This is a genomic window from Pseudomonas sp. P39-UII1 (assembly GCF_039672635.1).
Classification (GTDB): domain Bacteria; phylum Pseudomonadota; class Gammaproteobacteria; order Pseudomonadales; family Pseudomonadaceae; genus Aquipseudomonas.
This window is the reverse complement of record NZ_JBDFPP010000011.1, coordinates 12949-29933: the sequence shown is the minus strand read 5'-3', so window position 1 is coordinate 29933 and position 16985 is coordinate 12949. Positions and strand designations below refer to the sequence as shown.

19 protein-coding genes are annotated in these 16985 nt (G+C 60.8%); 7 read left to right on the top strand and 12 right to left on the bottom strand.

Going from position 1 to position 16985, the window contains the following annotated elements:
• Nucleotides 1-262 precede the first annotated feature (262 nt).
• Nucleotides 263-733, top strand: a complete 471-nt coding sequence (gene ybaK, locus ABEH27_RS15490; RefSeq protein WP_346614437.1) for a Cys-tRNA(Pro) deacylase — start codon at nucleotides 263-265, stop codon at nucleotides 731-733.
• Nucleotides 734-826: 93 nt separating this feature from the next.
• Here the strand turns inward: ybaK and ABEH27_RS15485 are convergent, their stop codons facing one another.
• Together ABEH27_RS15485 and argF are read right to left on the bottom strand one after the other, a co-directional pair.
• Nucleotides 827-1936: an ABC transporter ATP-binding protein gene (locus tag ABEH27_RS15485; protein WP_346614436.1), complete on the bottom strand. Its 1110-nt coding sequence runs from the start codon at nucleotides 1934-1936 to the stop codon at nucleotides 827-829.
• Nucleotides 1933-2853 carry an ornithine carbamoyltransferase gene (gene argF / locus ABEH27_RS15480; protein ID WP_233691116.1) on the bottom strand — a complete coding sequence of 307 codons (921 nt, stop codon included), beginning with the start codon at nucleotides 2851-2853 and terminating at the stop codon, nucleotides 1933-1935. The genes ABEH27_RS15485 and argF overlap by 4 nt, the downstream gene beginning before the upstream one ends.
• A gap of 365 nt (nucleotides 2854-3218) precedes the next feature.
• Between argF and ABEH27_RS15475 the strand changes: the two genes are divergently transcribed.
• Nucleotides 3219-5324: a molybdopterin oxidoreductase family protein gene (locus tag ABEH27_RS15475; RefSeq protein WP_346614435.1), complete on the top strand. Its 2106-nt coding sequence runs from the start codon at nucleotides 3219-3221 to the stop codon at nucleotides 5322-5324.
• 91 nt (nucleotides 5325-5415) lie between these two features.
• The gene (gene grxD, locus ABEH27_RS15470; RefSeq protein WP_312151734.1) at nucleotides 5416-5751 is read left to right on the top strand and encodes a Grx4 family monothiol glutaredoxin; all 336 of its coding nucleotides are present in this window, start codon (nucleotides 5416-5418) and stop codon (nucleotides 5749-5751) included.
• Nucleotides 5752-5808: 57 nt separating this feature from the next.
• Here grxD and bfr read toward each other — a convergent pair whose 3' ends face one another.
• The gene (bfr, locus tag ABEH27_RS15465; protein WP_346614434.1) at nucleotides 5809-6282 is read right to left on the bottom strand and encodes a bacterioferritin; all 474 of its coding nucleotides are present in this window, start codon (nucleotides 6280-6282) and stop codon (nucleotides 5809-5811) included.
• 201 nt (nucleotides 6283-6483) lie between these two features.
• Nucleotides 6484-6705 carry a bacterioferritin-associated ferredoxin gene (locus tag ABEH27_RS15460; protein WP_346614433.1) on the bottom strand — a complete coding sequence of 74 codons (222 nt, stop codon included), beginning with the start codon at nucleotides 6703-6705 and terminating at the stop codon, nucleotides 6484-6486.
• A 213-nt stretch (nucleotides 6706-6918) separates the two neighbouring features.
• On the opposite strand from ABEH27_RS15460, the gene ABEH27_RS15455 reads away from it, so the two are divergent.
• Entirely contained in the window at nucleotides 6919-7521 is a 603-nt protein-coding gene (locus ABEH27_RS15455; RefSeq protein WP_033702669.1) for a peroxiredoxin C, read from the top strand.
• A 166-nt stretch (nucleotides 7522-7687) separates the two neighbouring features.
• Here ABEH27_RS15455 and rnt read toward each other — a convergent pair whose 3' ends face one another.
• Both rnt and pyrC read right to left on the bottom strand, forming a co-directional pair.
• Nucleotides 7688-8362 carry a ribonuclease T gene (rnt, locus tag ABEH27_RS15450; RefSeq protein ID WP_346614432.1) on the bottom strand — a complete coding sequence of 225 codons (675 nt, stop codon included), beginning with the start codon at nucleotides 8360-8362 and terminating at the stop codon, nucleotides 7688-7690.
• Nucleotides 8359-9405 carry a dihydroorotase gene (gene pyrC, locus ABEH27_RS15445; RefSeq protein ID WP_346614431.1) on the bottom strand — a complete coding sequence of 349 codons (1047 nt, stop codon included), beginning with the start codon at nucleotides 9403-9405 and terminating at the stop codon, nucleotides 8359-8361. The genes rnt and pyrC overlap by 4 nt, the downstream gene beginning before the upstream one ends.
• A 130-nt stretch (nucleotides 9406-9535) precedes the next feature.
• Here pyrC and ABEH27_RS15440 point away from each other — a divergent pair, with 130 nt between their 5' ends.
• Together ABEH27_RS15440 and ABEH27_RS15435 are read left to right on the top strand one after the other, a co-directional pair.
• Entirely contained in the window at nucleotides 9536-10483 is a 948-nt protein-coding gene (locus ABEH27_RS15440) for an OmpA family protein (RefSeq protein ID WP_346614430.1), read from the top strand.
• 653 nt (nucleotides 10484-11136) lie between these two features.
• Complete coding sequence (locus ABEH27_RS15435; RefSeq protein WP_346614429.1) at nucleotides 11137-12354, top strand: argininosuccinate synthase; 1218 nt, start codon at nucleotides 11137-11139, stop codon at nucleotides 12352-12354.
• Nucleotides 12355-12421: 67 nt separating this feature from the next.
• On the opposite strand, the gene ABEH27_RS15430 is transcribed toward ABEH27_RS15435, so the two are convergent.
• Entirely contained in the window at nucleotides 12422-12928 is a 507-nt protein-coding gene (locus ABEH27_RS15430) for a hypothetical protein (RefSeq protein WP_346614428.1), read from the bottom strand.
• 365 nt (nucleotides 12929-13293) lie between these two features.
• Between ABEH27_RS15430 and ABEH27_RS15425 the strand changes: the two genes are divergently transcribed.
• On the top strand, nucleotides 13294-13920 hold the full coding sequence (locus ABEH27_RS15425) for a response regulator transcription factor (RefSeq protein WP_346614427.1): 627 nt from the start codon (nucleotides 13294-13296) through the stop codon (nucleotides 13918-13920).
• A gap of 49 nt (nucleotides 13921-13969) precedes the next feature.
• Here ABEH27_RS15425 and ABEH27_RS15420 read toward each other — a convergent pair whose 3' ends face one another.
• The 5 genes from ABEH27_RS15420 to ABEH27_RS15400 all read right to left on the bottom strand — a co-directional run bounded on the left by ABEH27_RS15420 (nucleotide 13970) and on the right by ABEH27_RS15400 (nucleotide 16984).
• Complete coding sequence (locus ABEH27_RS15420) at nucleotides 13970-14146, bottom strand: hypothetical protein (protein ID WP_346614426.1); 177 nt, start codon at nucleotides 14144-14146, stop codon at nucleotides 13970-13972.
• Between the two features lie 104 nt (nucleotides 14147-14250).
• Entirely contained in the window at nucleotides 14251-14889 is a 639-nt protein-coding gene (nth, locus tag ABEH27_RS15415; RefSeq protein WP_346614425.1) for an endonuclease III, read from the bottom strand.
• A 4-nt stretch (nucleotides 14890-14893) separates the two neighbouring features.
• A complete protein-coding gene (locus ABEH27_RS15410) occupies nucleotides 14894-15418 on the bottom strand; it encodes an Rnf-Nqr domain containing protein (RefSeq protein ID WP_346614424.1) in 525 nt (174 codons plus the stop codon).
• Nucleotides 15411-16013: an RnfABCDGE type electron transport complex subunit G gene (locus ABEH27_RS15405; protein WP_346614423.1), complete on the bottom strand. Its 603-nt coding sequence runs from the start codon at nucleotides 16011-16013 to the stop codon at nucleotides 15411-15413. Before ABEH27_RS15405 ends, ABEH27_RS15410 begins: the two co-directional genes overlap by 8 nt.
• Nucleotides 16010-16984, bottom strand: a complete 975-nt coding sequence (locus ABEH27_RS15400) for an RnfABCDGE type electron transport complex subunit D (protein WP_346614422.1) — start codon at nucleotides 16982-16984, stop codon at nucleotides 16010-16012. Before ABEH27_RS15400 ends, ABEH27_RS15405 begins: the two co-directional genes overlap by 4 nt.
• Between the last annotated feature and the right edge of the window lies 1 nt (nucleotide 16985).

Sequence of the window (16985 nt, the reverse complement as noted above, 5' to 3'; positions counted from 1 at the left end):
CGACAGCAAAGCCTGGTGTCTATCCCCGTTGACCCCAGGCAGATGTAGGAATGCACCTTATAAGTGCACCATTTATTCAGAAACGAAAAAATATAGACAAGAAACGCTTATGTCAAAGGTCGAAAGTGAACGGTCGGTCACGTTCTGGACGGTACTTGCGCTGCTGAGTCCGCGTGCTAGACAGGCGCATAGGGCATAAATTGGCTGGGTTGTGGGAATTGTCCTAAAGTAGCCGCCGATCTGTCCTAGACCGGAGCCCTGCATGACCCCCGCCCTCGATTTGCTGAAAAAAGCCCGCGCCGAGCACCGCGTGCACAGTTACGAACATGACCCCAAATCGGCGTCATACGGCCTGGAGGCAGCGGAGAAGCTAGGGCTGGATCCACAGCAGGTTTTCAAGACCTTGCTGGCCAGCAGCGAAAAGGGCGAATTGCTGGTGGCGGTGGTGCCGGTAGTGGGCACGCTGGACCTCAAGGCATTGGCGCATGCCGCGGGCGTGAAGAAATGCGAGATGGCAGACCCCGCAGCAGCGCAGCGGGCCACAGGCTACCTGGTCGGGGGCATCAGCCCGTTGGGGCAGAAGAAGCGCCTGCGCACCTTCATCGATGATTCGGCGCAAAACTTTGCAACCATCCATGTCAGCGCTGGGCGCCGTGGATTGGAAGTGGAGTTGGCAGCTGCGGTGTTGGCCGCACATACCCAGGGCACGTTTGCCGGAATCGGCCGGGGCTGATTCCACAAAGCGTGCGTTTTCTCAAGAAGAACATTGTACCTGTGGGAGCCGGCTTGCCGGCGATGGGCCGCGAAAGCGGCCCCAGTTTCATGATCAGGTCGCCGAGCTGTACCGACGAACCCCGTTCTCCTGGCGCGGCAATTGCGCCGCGACACTGCCCGGCGCCGGGAACAGCACCAGGTGATCAGCCTTCACGGCAATCCCGACAGCTTCACCGACCTGGTGGTCGATATGGCTTGGGAATATCGCTTCCAACTGGCTACCGGTGGGCAGTTGCAGGCGGTACAGGGTCGATGCGCCGAGGAAACTCTTGCCGACGATGTTCGCCCGAAGCGGGCTGTCTGCGGCAGGCACGATGTCGTCTGGGCGCAGCAGCACGTCCACCGAGCTGCCCGGTGCCATGATGTAGGCGCGGTTGCCACGCAGCTCACCGAGTTCGGTATTGACCGACTCGTGGCTGCTCATCTGGCCGCGGATGAAGTAACCCTGGCCGATGAAGCTCGCAACGAACGGGGTTTGCGGCTCATGGTAAAGGTTGTAGGGCGTATCCCACTGCTCCAGGCGACCTTCCTTGAATACGCCCACGTGGTCGCTGACCGCAAAGGCTTCTTCCTGGTCATGGGTGACCAGGATCGCGCTGGTACCGCGGCTTTTCAGGATGTCGCGGACCTCATGGCTGAGGCGCCGGCGCAGCTCCACATCGAGGTTGGAAAACGGCTCGTCGAGCAGTAGCAGTTGCGGTTCGGGGGCCAGCGCCCGGGCCAGGGCAACGCGCTGCTGCTGGCCACCGGAAAGCTCATGCGGGTAACGCCCGCCCAGGCCACCGAGTTTGACCAGCTCGAGCATTTCTTCCACCACCTGCGCCTGTTCAGGGTGCTTGGCGATGCCGAAAGCGATGTTCTGCGCCACGGTCAGGTGCGGGAACAGTGCGTAGTCCTGAAACACCATGCCGATGCGGCGTTTTTCCGGGGACAGGGTGAAACCGGCGCGGGAAATAACCTCGCCGGCCAGCTGGATCTCACCCTCGTGCACCGACTCGAAGCCGGCGATCGCACGCAGGGTGGTGGTCTTGCCGCAACCCGACGAGCCCAGCAGGCAACCGATGTCGCCTGCGTTCAAGTGCAGGTTGAGGTTCTGGACGATGCGCTGGTCGCCGTAGCCGCAGGCGAGGTCGCGCAGGTTGAGCAGTAGAGGTTGACTCATGCGTGGTGGTAAGCCGGTTCGACAAGGAATTCGAGAAGGGCCTTCTGTGCATGCAGGCGATTTTCAGCCTGGTCCCAGGCGACCGAACGAGGGTCGTCGAGCAGGTCATGGCTGATTTCCTCACCGCGATGGGCGGGCAGGCAGTGCATGAACAGGGCGTCGGGTGCCGCCAGGTCGAGCAGAGCGCGGGTGACCTGGTAAGGCGCGAAATGCGCCAGGCGCCGTGCAGTTTCCTCCTCTTGACCCATGGAAGTCCAGACATCGGTGGTTACCAGGTGCGCACCGCGGACGGCTTCACGCGGGTCACGGATGAGCTGCACGCGATCACCGCCCAGTGCCATGAAGCGTGGATCGGGGTCGTAGCCTTCCGGGCAGGCGATGCGCAGCTGGAAGTCGAACTGCTGGGCAGCTTCGATGTACGAGTTGCACATGTTGAAGCCGTCGCCGATCCAGGCCACGGTCTTGCCCTGGATCGAGCCGCGGTGCTCATGGAAGGTCTGCATGTCGGCCAGCAACTGGCACGGGTGCGACTCGTCGGACAGGCCGTTGATCAGCGGCACGCGCGAGTTGGCGGCGAATTCGGTAAGGGTGCTGTGGGCGTGGGTGCGGATCATCACCGCATCGACCATGCTCGACAACACGATGGCGCTGTCACTGATCGGCTCGCCTCGGCCCAACTGGGTGTCGCGCGGGGACAGGAAGATCGCCTGGCCGCCGAGCTGGATCATGCCAGCCTCGAACGACACCCGAGTACGGGTCGAGGACTTTTCGAAGATCATGCCCAGAACGCGGTTTTTCAGGGGTTCGAACAGCACGCCGCGCTTGCGCAGGTCCTTCAGCTCGATGCCTCGGCGGATCACCCCGAGCAATTCGTCGGTGGTGAAATCCAGCAGGGAGAGAAAGTGCCTAGCGCTCATGATTGACTACCTTATCTGCAACGGTATGCAGGTCGACCGTATGGTTTTTTTTGACAACGGGAGTGACCTGCGGCGTAAGCCGCACGGGGCGGACGAAATAGGGAAAGGCGCAATACTATAATTAAATGTCGCCTGAAACCAAGAGGGGAAACAGCGGCTCTGTTGCAAAGGGTGTAATTACCCATTGAGCCTGCGCTGTTTTTTATTTGCTACAGGGGTTGTACACGGCTTGCTGGCGATTTGGCAAATGGCTGTCGCAAATCGTGTGCCTGATGTCGGGGGATTCACACCACGAAGCGCGCTGGCAGGGGGCAAGGGCAGGGCGCATAGTCGGCTTCGGATAACAACCAAAGGCAGAGGCGGCCATGACCAAGACCCTGCATCACCGTGCCTGTCACCTGTGCGAAGCGATCTGCGGGCTGAACATCGAAGTCAGCCATGACCAAGGGCGGGCGCGTATCAGTTCGATCAAGGGCGATCCGCTGGACCCGTTCAGCCGCGGCCATATTTGCCCCAAGGCAGTGGCCTTGCAAGATATCCAGGACGACCCTGACCGCTTGCGTCAACCGCACCGGCGGGTCGGCGACCAGTGGCAGGCCATCAGCTGGGAGCAAGCCTTCGCCCTGGCGGCCGACAGGCTGTGGTCGATCCAGCAGGCCCATGGGCGTAATGTTGTGGCGGTCTATCAAGGCAACCCCAGCGTGCACAACTATGGGTTGATGACCCACAGCAACTATTTCCTGGGCCTGCTGAAAACGCGCAACCGCTTTTCCGCCACGTCGGTTGACCAACTGCCACAGCACCTGACCAGCTACCTGATGTACGGCCACGGCCTGCTGCTGCCGGTTCCGGACATCGACCACACCGATTTCATGCTGATTCTTGGCGGCAACCCGTTGGCCTCCAACGGCAGCATCATGACCGTGCCAGACGTGGAAAAGCGCCTCAAAGCCCTCAAGGCACGTGGCGGACAGTTGGTCGTGGTGGACCCGCGGCGTAGCGAAACGGCGGCCATGGCGGACCGGCACCTGTTCATTCGTCCGGGCGGCGATGCCGCCTTGCTGTCCGGGCTGCTCAACACCCTGTTCGACGAGGGCTTGGCGCGCGGCTCGCATTTGTCGGTCAACGGGCTGGAGCAAGTGCAGGCAGCGATTGCGCCTTTCAGCGCCGAGGCCATGAGTGCGCTTTGCGGCATCGACGCCGCCTGCATCCGCCAGCTGGCGCGGGATTTTGCCGCCGCCGACAAAGCTGTCTGTTATGGCCGCATGGGCGTGTCGACCCAGGCATTCGGCACGCTGTGCCACTGGCTGGTGCAAGTGATCAACCTGGTGACGGGCAACCTCGACCGCGAAGGCGGAGCGCTGTGCACCGAACCCGCCGTTGACCTGGTGGCGAGCACCTCGGGTGGCCATTTCAATGCCTGGCAGAGCCGGGTTTCAGGCTTGCCCGAATACGCTGGCGAATTGCCTGTGGCCGCCCTGGCCGAAGAAATGCTGACACCTGGCGATGGGCAGGTACGGGCCTTGGTGACCGTCGCTGGCAACCCGGTGCTCTCCACGCCCAATGGTCGACAGCTGGATGCGGCCTTGCAGGGGCTGGAGTTCATGCTCAGCATCGACCTGTACATCAACGAGACGACCCGCCATGCCGACCTGATCCTGCCCTCTACGTCAGCGCTGGAAAACGACCATTACGACAGCACCTTCAACCTGCTGGCGGTGCGTAATGTCACCCGCTTCAATCGGGCGATCCTGGCCAAGCCGCAAGGCGCTCTGCACGACTGGGAAATCTTCGTTGGCCTGGCGCAGGCTTTTGCCCAGCGCGCAGGGCTGGAACTCAAGCCGACCCTTGCACCGGCGCAGATGATCGACCTGGCGTTGCGTAAAGGGCGGTATGGCGAGGAGAGTGCCTGGAAGCTTTCCCTCCAAGCGTTGGCTGAACATCCGCATGGCCTCGATCTGGGGCCGTTGGGCGCCAATCTGGGGGCACGCCTGGCGACCGCGAGCAAGGCAGTGGAAGCAGCCCCGCAGGCCGTACTGGATGACTTGCGCCGGCTTGGCGAACAATCCCCACCCGGGCCAGGTGAATTGCTCCTCATCGGGCGGCGGCATGTGCGCAGCAACAACTCCTGGATGCACAACTTCCACCGGCTGGTCAAAGGCAAGCCGCGCCATCAGTTGCTCATGCATCCGCGGGATTTGCTGCAGCGGCAGTTGGAGGATGGCCAGCGAGTACGCATCCGTTCACGTACCGGCAGCCTCGAAGTCGAGGTGCAAGCTTGCGAGGACATGATGCCAGGGGTGGTCAGCCTGCCGCATGGTTTCGGTCATGGCCGCCAGGGCGTGCACATGCAGATCGCGCAGGCGCAGCCGGGTGTCAGTGCCAATGACTTGACCGATGAGTGTTTGCGCGATGCCGTTTCCGGTAACGCAGCGCTCAATGGCGTGCCCGTGCAAGTGGAGGCCGCCTGAGGCTTGGCAAGGCCGAGCACGGCGCTTGGGTTTCCGATACAATGCGTCACCGTGCCGACGACCGTGTCGGAAAGTTCAGCCGAGGTGCTACATGGATATCATCGAAACCATCAAAGAGCAGATTGCCAACAACACCATTCTGCTTTACATGAAAGGCTCGCCGAATGCCCCGCAGTGTGGCTTCTCGTCCCGTGCCTCGCAGGCCGTCATGCAGTGTGGCGAGAAGTTCGCCTACGTCGACATCCTGCAGAACCCGGAAATCCGCGCCAACCTGCCCAAGTACGCCAACTGGCCTACCTTCCCGCAGCTGTGGGTCGCCGGTGAACTGGTCGGCGGTAGCGATATCGTCCTCGAGATGTTCGAGAATGGCGAGTTGCAGACCCTGATCAAGGAAGCCGCCGCCAAGGCCAAAGCTTCCGAAGCCTGACCTTCCGGCAGGCATAAAAAAACCCGCTCATGGCGGGTTTTTTATTGGGCGCTGATTTTACTCTTCGCCCATCTGCGACTGCAGGTAGTTCTCGATGCTGATCTTGTCGATCAGGCTCAATTGAGTTTCCAGCCAGTCGATGTGCTCTTCCTCGGACTCGAGGATGTCTTCGAGCATGTCACGCGAGCCGAAGTCGCCGACGGTTTCGCAGTGGGCAATGGCGGCTTTCAGGTCGGCCAGGCCTTTCTGTTCGAGCTTCAGGTCGCACTCGAGCATTTCCTTGGTGTGCTCGCCGATCAGCAGCTTGCCCAGGTCCTGAACGTTAGGGATGCCCTCGAGGAAGAGAATACGCTTGATCAGTTTGTCAGCGTGTTTCATCTCATCGATGGATTCCTTGTACTCGTGCTTGCCGAGCTTGTTCAGGCCCCAATCTTCATACATACGGGCGTGCAGGAAGTACTGGTTGATCGCGACCAGCTCGTTTCCGAGGATCTTGTTGAGATGCTGGATGACGCTTACGTCGCCTTTCATTGCGGGTTCCTGCCCTGTAGAAGTGTGCCAATACAGAGAAGTTTGAGCCTGATACTTAGGGCTGTCAAACCTAAGTTCTTGAATAATAAGTGAAAATTAATAGGAATAAGAATGTTTGTGAACCGCGTTGGTGAGCTAACTTATTGAATTCTAGGCATAAAAAAACCGGACACGAGGTCCGGTTCTTCAAATTCGGCGGTATCAAGCGGCAGTAAATTCTACCGGATAGGGCAGGGCGGCTTGCTGGCTGACCTGAAGCTTGGTGAGCGTCTCACGCACCACCTCCTTGGCCAGGCAGGCACACTTGCCACATTGGCTGGCGACATTGGTCGCGGCTCGAACTTCCTTGTAGCTGCAGCATCCTTCATAGATCGCATCGCGGATCTGTCCGTCGGTCACGCCGACACAAAGACACACATACATAAAGTCGGACCATCGCTGGTTGAGTCGATGTGGGGAGAGTAATGGTAATGAGAATGCTTGTCAAAACACTTCGTCGGAGCCCGCGTGCTTGAGCGACCGGTGGTTGGATTCGGCCTGTCATCAGAAGCCGTGTATGATGGGCGGCCTTTGTTGGATGTCGGGCAAGCCCGCTTGGCCCGGCAACCGGTTTTTCACCCTCATCAGGAGATTACAATGAGCGTACTCGTTGGCAAACAAGCCCCCGACTTCACCGTTCCGGCTGTGCTGGGCAACGGCGAAATCGTCGACAGCTTCAACCTGGCCTCGGCCATCAAGGGCAAGTACGGCCTGGTGTTCTTCTACCCGCTGGACTTCACCTTCGTCTGCCCGTCCGAGCTGATCGCCCTGGACAACCGCATCCCGGACTTCCAGGCGCGCAACGTCGAAGTGATCGGCGTGTCGATCGACTCGCACTTCACCCACAACGCCTGGCGTAACACCCCGGTCAACAACGGCGGCATCGGCCAGGTCAAGTACACCCTGGCGGCCGACATCACCCACGAAATCTGCAAAGCCTACGACGTCGAGTCCGAAGGCGGCGTAGCCTTCCGTGGCGCCTTCCTGATCGACACCAACGGTGTGGTCCGTTCGCAAATCGTCAACGACCTGCCGCTGGGCCGTAACATGGACGAGCTGCTGCGCCTGGTCGATGCCCTGCAGTTCCACGAAGAGCACGGCGAAGTCTGCCCGGCCAACTGGAAAAAAGGCGACAAGGGCATGAACGCTTCGCCAGAAGGCGTTGCTGCTTACCTGAGCGAGAACGCTGGCAAGCTGTAATTGCCAAGCGCATAAAAAAACCGGCCTTCGTGGCCGGTTTTTTTATGCCTGGATGTCGAGGCTTCCAGTGCTTGTTCTTGCCCCATCGCCGGCAAGCCGGCTTTCACAGGCTCGAGCATTGCGCGGTACCTGTGGGAACCGGCTAGCCGGCGATGAGGGCCTCAACTCAGTCGTTGAAGTCGCGCCAGCCGCCCATTTCCTTCCAGCGGTTGACGATGCCGCAGAACAGCTCGGCCGTCTTCTCCGTGTCGTAACGCGCGGAATGCGCCTCACGGCCATCGAAGTCGATGTCGGCACTCTGGCAGGCACGCGCCAGCACGGTCTGGCCGTACGCCAGGCCAGCCAGGGTGGCGGTGTCGAAGCTGGAGAACGGGTGGAACGGGTTGCGCTTCAGATCGTTGCGGGCCACCGCGGCGTTGAGGAAGCCCAGGTCGAAGCTGCTGTTGTGGCCGACCAGGATCGCCCGCTTGCAGCCATTGGCCTTCAGTGCCTTGCGCACGCCACGGAAAATGTCGGTCAGCGCGCTTTCCTCGCTCACCGCCATGCGCAGCGGGTGGTCCAGCTTGATGCCGGTGAACTCCAGTGCGGCAGCCTCGATGTTGGCGCCTTCGAATGGCTCGACACGGTAGAAGTAGGTGTGTTCAGGGAACAGAAAACCTTTTTCGTCCATGCCGATGGTCACGGCAGCGATCTCGAGCAGGGCGTCGGTGGCGCTGTTGAAACCGCCGGTCTCGACATCCACCACCACTGGCAGGTAGCCACGGAAGCGCTCGGCCATCGGGTGACGCGAGCCGCTACCGGCCTGGCCTTCCTGGTCGTCTTCGTAGAGGTCTTCGCTCACGCGTTGTCCTCCAGCAGGCGCCAGCGCAGTTTTTCACCGGCGCGCAGCGGGATCACGGTGTGCTCGCCAAACGGCAGGCTGTCCGGGGCTGTCCACTCTTCGCGCACCAGGGTGATGCTGTCGGTGTTGGCCGGCAAGCCGTAGAAGGCCGGGCCGTGCAGGCTGGCGAAACCTTCCAGCTTGTCCAGCGCATTGCGCTGTTCGAAGGCTTCGGCGTACATCTCGATGGCCGCATAAGCGGTGTAGCAACCGGCACAACCGCAGGCAGCTTCCTTGGCATGACGGGCATGGGGGGCCGAATCGGTGCCGAGGAAGAACTTCGGGTTGCCGCTGGTAGCCGCGTCCAGCAGCGCCACCTGGTGGGTGTTGCGCTTGAGGATGGGCAGGCAGTAGAAGTGTGGGCGAATGCCGCCAACCAGCATGTGGTTGCGGTTGTACAGCAGGTGCTGGGCAGTGATGGTCGCGCCGACGTTGGCCGAGGCCTCGGTGACGAACTGCGCGGCATCGGCCGTGGTGATGTGCTCGAACACCACTTTCAACGACGGGAAGCGCTCGACCAGGCGGCGCATGTGCTCGTCGATGAAGCGCTTTTCGCGGTCGAACACGTCGATCTCGCTGCGGGTCACTTCACCGTGCACCAGCAGCGGCATGCCGACTTCTGCCAGCGCCTCGATGGCCGGGAAGATGTTGTCGATGCTGGTGACGCCGGAATCGGAGTTGGTGGTCGCGCCGGCCGGGTACAGCTTGGCGGCGTAGACGATGCCGCTGGCCTTGGCCGCGCGGATGTCCTCGGGGCTGGTGCGGTCGGTGAGGTACAGCACCATCAGCGGCTCGAAGCGGCTGCCGGCCGGGCGTGCAGCAAGGATGCGCTCGCGGTAGGCCGTAGCTTCGTCGGCATTGCGTACCGGTGGAACCAGGTTAGGCATGATGATGGCACGGGCGAAGGTACGCGCCACATCGCCAACGGTGTGGGGCAGGACGGCACCATCGCGCAGATGGATGTGCCAGTCGTCGGGACGCAGGAGGGTCAGGCGATCGGACATTGGGGATTCCAGGCGGGTCGAACTCAGGGCCCAATGCTACCGGAAAACCCCGTGCCGAGCACGGCTATCAAGTTTTCCGGCATGCGTCCGATAGCCTGCCTGTAAGCCGTCAGAATTAGTGGAGCCGCCCGTGCGCCAGCGTTACCTAGCCCTGTTGACCCTGTTCGCCAGCCTGCCGGCCGGTGCATTGACCTTCCAGACCCGCATGGAGAACATCGCCTGGAAAGTCGAGGGTGACCAGTTCGAATGCCGCCTGATCCAGCCGATCGACGGTTTTGGCAGTGGCGAATTCGTGCGCAGGGCAGGTGAGCAGCCAGTGTTCCAGCTGCGTTCGACCAGCAATGTGCTGGGTGCCGGGTCTGCCACGCTGCTGGCCGCTGCCGCACCGTGGCAACCCGGGCGTGGTGACATCAACCTGGGAGCGGTGCACCTGGCGCGCAGCGGTGTCCTGTTCAGTTCGTCCCAAGGCCAGGCAAGCCGCCTGATCAATGGGTTGCTCGATGGCCGCAGTACGGTGGTGCGAAGCTATAGCGGCGAAGCGGGGCGGCCGATGGAAGTCCGTGTGCTGCCGGTGAGCTTCGCCAAGGCCTACAGTGACTATCAGGCCTGTGCCGGCAAGATGTTGGCGATGAACTACGATCAGGTTCGCCAGACTCAGGTCGGTTTCCCCGGCGGTGGGATTGATCTGGACGCTTCGGCCCGTGCGCGGCTGGATGTGATTCTCGACTATCTCAAGGCTGATCCGACGGTCAACCATATCGAGCTCAATGGTCACTCCGACAACAGTGGCAACCGCCTGACCAACCGGGATACTTCGCGGCGCCGTGCGCTGGCGGTGGCTGAATACTTCAAGGCCCACGGTATTGCTGAAGATCAGATCACCGTACGCTTCCATGGTGAGCGATATCCGCTGGTGAAGAACAACAGTGCCGCGAATCGCGCACGCAACCGGCGGGTGAATATCGAGCTGGATCGAGTGGTGCCGGTGGAGAAGCCGGCACCGGTTGCGGCGCCGGCGAGTGGGGCTGGGGCGGTTCCGGCTTCAGCACCGGCGGCACCTGGGGTGAAAGCATCCTGATTTCGGGGGGCGGGGACCGAGGGGGCACCAAGTGCATGCCTTGAGGGGTGTGGCGCCTATGAGATCGAGCGCCGCCCGCGCGGCGCATCGCGAAGCGCTTGCCTTGGGACCTTCAGCGCCTTTGAGATCGAGCGCCGCCCGCGCGGCGCATCGCGGGGCAAGCCCGCTCCCACATTTGTTGCAACGTGCCATGGCCTGATAGGCCATAGTTGCCAGCCTTGTTAGCACGACGCGATTTTTTGGTTGGCGCGGCCGGCGCCCCACCTGTCTTCAGCCATGCGCCAAGGCGAACAACCATGGCCTGACTGGAATGGCACGTTGCAACAAATGTGGGAGCGGGCTTGCCCCGCGAAGCGCCGCGCGGGCGGCGCTCGATCTCAAGGGCCCTAAAAATACCAAGGCAAGCGCTTCGCGAAGCGCCGCGCGGGCGGCGCTCGATCTCACATGCGCCAACCCCCTCAAGGCATGCACCCGCTAGCCACACCTCCTCCAGCCATACACCTCCCACCCCCACCCAACCCAACCACCCCCCCCCGCGTCGCCCTCTCGACACTTCCTGTCGCTTTGTCGTCACAAGCTGTCGCCCCACTGTAAATTTATCCGTAACGCCGGTAGAATCGATCCCTTTCCGTACAACCCCGTGGAGTGATGGCATGGCGGACGTAAAAAAGGTCGTACTGGCGTATTCCGGCGGCCTTGATACTTCGGTGATTCTCAAGTGGCTGCAGGATACCTACGACTGCGAAGTGGTGACCTTCACCGCTGACCTGGGTCAGGGCGAAGAAGTCGAGCCGGCTCGCGCCAAAGCCCAGGCAATGGGCGTCAAAGAGATCTACATCGACGACCTGCGCGAAGAATTCGTGCGTGATTTCGTCTTCCCGATGTTCCGCGCCAACACCGTCTACGAAGGCGAGTACCTGCTGGGTACGTCCATCGCCCGCCCGCTGATCGCCAAGCGCCTGATTGAAATCGCCAACGAAACCGGCGCTGACGCCATTTCCCATGGCGCCACCGGCAAAGGCAACGACCAGGTACGTTTCGAGCTGGGTGCCTACGCGCTCAAGCCAGGCGTCAAGGTCATCGCCCCATGGCGCGAGTGGGACCTGCTGTCCCGCGAAAAGCTGATGGATTACGCCGAGAAGCACGGCATCCCGATTGAGCGTCACGGCAAGAAGAAATCGCCGTACTCGATGGACGCCAACCTGCTGCACATCTCCTATGAAGGCGGTGTCCTGGAAGATACCTGGACCGAGCACGAAGAAGACATGTGGCGCTGGAGCGTCTCGCCAGAGAACGCACCGGACCAGGCAACCTACATCGAGCTGACCTACCGCAATGGTGACATCGTCGCCATCGACGGCGTCGAGAAGAGCCCAGCCACCGTCCTTGCCGACCTGAACCGCATCGGCGGTGCCAACGGCATTGGCCGCCTGGATATCGTGGAAAACCGTTACGTCGGCATGAAGTCGCGCGGCTGCTACGAGACCCCGGGCGGCACCATCATGCTCAGGGCTCACCGCGCCATCGAATCGATCACCCTGGACCGTGAAGTCGCTCACCTGAAAGATGAGCTGATGCCCAAGTACGCCAGCCTGATCTACACCGGCTACTGGTGGAGCCCGGAGCGCCTGATGCTTCAGAAGATGATCGACGCTTCGCAGGTCAACGTGAACGGCGTTGTGCGCCTGAAGCTGTACAAAGGCAATGTCACCGTTGTCGGGCGCAAGTCGGACGACTCGCTGTTCGATGCCAACATCGCGACCTTCGAAGAAGACGGCGGCGCCTACAACCAGGCGGATGCTGCTGGCTTCATCAAGCTGAATGCACTACGCATGCGTATTGCTGCGAACAAAGGCCGCGGGATGCTCTAAGCGCCTCAGGCTGTTGGAAGAACCCTGGCTCCGGCCGGGGTTTTTTTTGGCGCGAAAGGCCGTACATTCACTTCATCAGCTGAGCCGCACTTTCCGGTAGCTCGCTTATTGACAGGCGAAAACACTGTTGATTGTCCAAGTTGCAAAATATCCAGTTGGCGCCCACGGGTTGAGGTTCTGAAACGGCACGCAGTAGATGTTCCTGGATCAGTTTCTGTGCATCGGGGCCGGACAGCATGAGCGTCACAGGCTGTACTGCGGATGAGGATGGTTCAGGGTTTTCGTTGGGTCGATCAGACTGGGTCGTCAATCGTTGAGCATCAATTGTGGCATGTGCTGTAGCAGGCTCAGTTGAGGTACGCGCTTCTTCGGGTTTGTAGAGTGACTTGTAATTGAAGTTGAGTGTCAGGAAAAAAAGCGCGGTAAGAAAAAACGGAAACCCCACGAGAAACCAAGTGTAGAGTGCCTGACTTTTTTCGCTGAGAAATGGAAGAGTTGCCAGTGCAGAGGACTCGATGATCCCGGCGAAGATGGCGATGATCGTCAGTGGGGCTGCGGGCTGGGTTGCAGTCATGATGGGGGCCTCCTGCGGTTTTTCAATCAATACCCTAGCGAGGCGATCAACTAAATGATGGACCGTTTCCGGACGGTGAAATTGATCCCGACGTCGAGCTGCTGGATTGACCCATTTGTGGTTGGCTAAACCCGCCAATGCAACGGATTTTTCCTGTCATGCCGTTTGATATTCAGACGCTTCAAGTGAACGGATAAATATGCATCTATGCTTGGGGGTAAATTTTTATCCTGTAGGAAAATTCCGAAAGCGATGTAAGGTTGATCTATTCGTCTGTTTGCGCGGGAAATTGACACGCCATTGAACCCCCTGCTCGGTTATGGTGTCCCGACGTCAACGCAAAATAATGAATGAATGGATCTCGCATGAATAAAGTCCTTATCGTGGATGATCATCCGGTCATACGCTTGGCAGTGCGCATGCTGATGGAGCGGCATGGCTACGATGTGGTCGCGGAAACCGACAACGGCGTGGCGGCCTTGCAGCTTACCCGGGAGCACCTGCCGGATATCGTGGTGCTGGATATCGGCATTCCCAAACTTGACGGGCTCGAGGTGATTGCCCGCATGGCTTCGGCCAGCCCGTGCAGCCGTGTGCTGGTGCTTACTTCACAATCACCGGGGCATTTCTCGATGCGCTGCATGCAGGCGGGGGCGTCAGGTTATGTGTGCAAGCAACAGGAGCTCACCGAACTGCTCAGCGCAATCAAGGCCGTGTTGTCGGGCTACAGCTATTTCCCCAACCAGGCTTTGCACAAGTCACGCGGGCAAGTGGGGGGTGTTAGTGAGACCGAGATGGTCAGCCGCCTTTCAGCGCGGGAAATGATGGTGCTGCAGCAGCTGGCGCGCGGCAAATCCAACAAGGACATCGCCGACAGCATGTTCCTCAGCAACAAGACAGTCAGTACCTACAAGACCCGTTTGCTGCTCAAGCTCAACGCGCATTCGCTGGTGGACCTGATCGAGCTTGCTCAGCGGCATGGCCTTACCTGACATCCGAGAAGCGCAAAGCCTCCACATGGGAGGCTTTTTTTGGTCCGGGCTACAGGTCGTAGTCGAAATCGGCGAGTTGCCGCTGCAGGCGTCGTTCTTCGAGGAGGTTGTCGATGGTCCGGCGCTTGCTCAGGTTGGTCTTGGCGGGTTCTACCTGGGGCTCGGCATCATCGTCAGTGGTGGCAAAGTCATCTTCGATCGACAGCTCGTCTTTATCGGTACTCATGAGTCGCTCCAAGCCAAAGGGCCATTGGCCGTCCTTATAACCAGAAAGCGAACATTGGTAAAAAAGATTTTTTCAATCGAAACCGCTACCTATTCACTATCGGGTCAATCGTCCGACGTTTTCAGCTTGTACTCGCACAAGTCCTCAATGCGGCAACTGCCGCAGCGGGGCTTGCGCGCCTGACACACGTAGCGCCCATGCAGGATGAGCCAGTGGTGCGCATCGAGCAGGTAATCCTTGGGCACGAACTTGAGCAATTTCTTCTCGACCTCCAAGACCGTCTTGCCAGGTGCGATACCTGTGCGATTGCTCACCCTGAAAATATGCGTATCGACTGCCATGGTGGGCTGGCGGAATGCGGTGTTGAGCACCACGTTGGCGGTCTTGCGGCCCACGCCCGGCAGCGCCTCCAGTGCTTCGCGGGTCTGCGGCACTTCACCGTCGTGGCGCTCGATCAGCAAGCGGCAAGCTTCAATGACGTTCTTCGCTTTGCTGTTATACAGCCCGATGGTCTTGATGTACTCGCTCAAACCTTCGACGCCGAGCGCGTAGATGGCTTGCGGGGTATTGGCAACCGGGAACAGGCGGGCGGTGGCCTTGTTGACGCCGACATCGGTGGACTGTGCAGAGAGGGTAACGGCGACCAGCAACTCGAAAGGGGTCGTATAAGCCAGTTCCGTTTTGGGGTCGGGGTTATCTTCGTGCAGCCTGCGAAAGATCTCCAGGCGTTTGGCGGCATTCATGGGGTCAACGCTTTCCTTGACGACGTGAGGGGGCTGGGCCCGGACGCAGGCGATTGTACAAGGCCAACAGCAAACCGAGCAGTAGTAGCGCGCCAGGCGCCAGGCTGGCGATGTGCAGGTTCAGGCCATTTTCCAGCCATTGGCGGCTGGCACCGAGCAACAGGCACAGGCCCAGCAAGCCAGCCAGATGCACACTCAGATGGCGCCAGCGGCCCTGCTCAGGCAGCAGGCGGTCCATAGCCAGGCATTGAAGGCAGATCAGTGCCGGGAAGTCGCCGAGCGCCAAGGCAAGCGGCAGCGCCCAGGCGCGCAGGGCCAGTTGCAGGCAACAGGCCAGGGCAGCCACCAGCAGCAGGCTCGCCAGCCCATACATCGCTCCGTCGAGCCTTGGCCGAAGAGGGTGCAGCATCGTCTGGTGCAGCACTGTCAGCAGCAGCATGCTGATGCCGATGACCGCTGCTTGCATGAATGTCCGGGTAGCGCCCAGCAGCGGCGCAAGGCTTGCCACCAGCAAGTAGAACCTAGTCATGTCCAGGCCCGCCGAGCAACTGCGTGCGATGTTGATCAACGTAGCGCAATGCGTCGTGCTGTGCCTCGATGACTGCGCGCGAGGTGACGGTGGCTCCCGCCAATTGATCGAAGTCGCCCTGGTCGCGCTTGAGTGCCCAGCGGGCATCAAGCCTACGGTTGGCGAACTGCGCCAGCCAATTCACCTGCGGGTCACTGATGCGCCCACCCAGGCCGGGGCTCTCCTGTTGATCGATCACTCGGGTGCCGATCAGGCGGCCATCCGCAGCGATGGCAATGCTCAGCCGTATGGGCCCGGCATAACCCTGTACCTGGCTCACCAGGATCAACGCTGTAGCCGCCGTGCCTCGGGTCGCACGATACGCGGCCAATATCCGGCTCTTCGGTGGCTGCGCCCCCGACAGCGGCAGAGGGTTGCTCAATGGGCTGTTGTCGTAGCTTTGGCCAGGCAGAACAGCGAGCAACTGGCGGGCTTGCAGTTGCTGTTCGGCATCGGCCATGGGCTTTCGGGTAAATTGCTGCCAGGCAACCGTGGCCAGCAAAGCCAGCGCCCCGACCAGCAACACCCACAATGCGCTGCGCACAGGACGGTTCATGGTGCGGCCTGCTGTTGCCGGGTGGCAAGCCGGTCGAGCGCCGGGGCTGCAAGGTTCATCAGCAGAATGGCAAACGCACTGCCATCCGGGTAACTACCCCAGGTACGGATCACGTAGATCAGCGCGCCGGCGCCAACGCCGAACATCAACTTTGCCAAACCGGCCTTGGGGCCGGACACCGGTTCGGTGGCAATGAAAAATGCCGCCAGCATGGTCGAGCCCGAGAACAGGTGCAGCAGTGGCGAGCCGTTGGAGTCCGAGCCTGAGCCATTCCAGCCCAGCAAGCTGAACACGAACAACGCGGCCAGCAGGCCTGCCGGGGCATGCCAGCTGCAGACCTTGCGCTGTATCAGAAACACCCCGCCCAGAAGAAACGCCAGGTTCACCCATTCAATGCCGCGGCCGCCGAAATGGCCAAAGCCCGGGTGATGGGCGAACAGTTCATCGATGGTCAGGCTGAGGTTGTGGCGAAGGCCGTCGAGCACGGTCGGCCCGGCCCATGCATCGATCTGTTCGCGACTGCCAAACACCAGGTTCAAGCTGTCGAAAAAACCTGGCGACTGCGCGGGCCAATGGCTCATCTGCAGCGGGAAGCTCAGCAGCACGAAGGCATAGCCGACCATCGCCGGGTTGAACGCGTTGCGTCCCACGCCGCCGAAGGCTTGCTTACCCAGGCCAATAGCGATGGTGGCGGCAATCACCGGTAACCACCAAGGCGCCTGGGTGGGCAGGGCGAGCGCCAGCAGTACTGCGCTCACCAACGCGCTACCGTCGCTCAGTGCCGTTGCCACAGGCCGGCCTCGAAGCGTCAGGCACGCAGCTTCGCAGCAGGCTGCAGCGAGCATGCACAGCAGCAGGCTGAACAGCAGGCCCCACCCCAACAGCCAGAACGATGCCAGCAAACCAGGAAGACAGGCCAGCAGCACCAGGCCCATTGCGTCGCGCAGCAGCCGTGGGTCAGGTGTGGTCATG

Coding starts and splice junctions, on each gene's coding strand:
- ybaK (WP_346614437.1), top strand. CDS start 263: ATGACCCCCGCCCTCGATTTGCTGAAAAAAGCCCGCGCCGAGCACCGC.
- ABEH27_RS15485 (WP_346614436.1), bottom strand. CDS start 1,936: ATGAGTCAACCTCTACTGCTCAACCTGCGCGACCTCGCCTGCGGCTAC.
- argF (WP_233691116.1), bottom strand. CDS start 2,853: ATGAGCGCTAGGCACTTTCTCTCCCTGCTGGATTTCACCACCGACGAA.
- ABEH27_RS15475 (WP_346614435.1), top strand. CDS start 3,219: ATGACCAAGACCCTGCATCACCGTGCCTGTCACCTGTGCGAAGCGATC.
- grxD (WP_312151734.1), top strand. CDS start 5,416: ATGGATATCATCGAAACCATCAAAGAGCAGATTGCCAACAACACCATT.
- bfr (WP_346614434.1), bottom strand. CDS start 6,282: ATGAAAGGCGACGTAAGCGTCATCCAGCATCTCAACAAGATCCTCGGA.
- ABEH27_RS15460 (WP_346614433.1), bottom strand. CDS start 6,705: ATGTATGTGTGTCTTTGTGTCGGCGTGACCGACGGACAGATCCGCGAT.
- ABEH27_RS15455 (WP_033702669.1), top strand. CDS start 6,919: ATGAGCGTACTCGTTGGCAAACAAGCCCCCGACTTCACCGTTCCGGCT.
- pyrC (WP_346614431.1), bottom strand. CDS start 9,405: ATGTCCGATCGCCTGACCCTCCTGCGTCCCGACGACTGGCACATCCAT.
- ABEH27_RS15435 (WP_346614429.1), top strand. CDS start 11,137: ATGGCGGACGTAAAAAAGGTCGTACTGGCGTATTCCGGCGGCCTTGAT.
- ABEH27_RS15430 (WP_346614428.1), bottom strand. CDS start 12,928: ATGACTGCAACCCAGCCCGCAGCCCCACTGACGATCATCGCCATCTTC.
- ABEH27_RS15425 (WP_346614427.1), top strand. CDS start 13,294: ATGAATAAAGTCCTTATCGTGGATGATCATCCGGTCATACGCTTGGCA.
- ABEH27_RS15420 (WP_346614426.1), bottom strand. CDS start 14,146: ATGAGTACCGATAAAGACGAGCTGTCGATCGAAGATGACTTTGCCACC.
- nth (WP_346614425.1), bottom strand. CDS start 14,889: ATGAATGCCGCCAAACGCCTGGAGATCTTTCGCAGGCTGCACGAAGAT.
- ABEH27_RS15410 (WP_346614424.1), bottom strand. CDS start 15,418: ATGACTAGGTTCTACTTGCTGGTGGCAAGCCTTGCGCCGCTGCTGGGC.
- ABEH27_RS15405 (WP_346614423.1), bottom strand. CDS start 16,013: ATGAACCGTCCTGTGCGCAGCGCATTGTGGGTGTTGCTGGTCGGGGCG.
- ABEH27_RS15400 (WP_346614422.1), bottom strand. CDS start 16,984: ATGACCACACCTGACCCACGGCTGCTGCGCGACGCAATGGGCCTGGTG.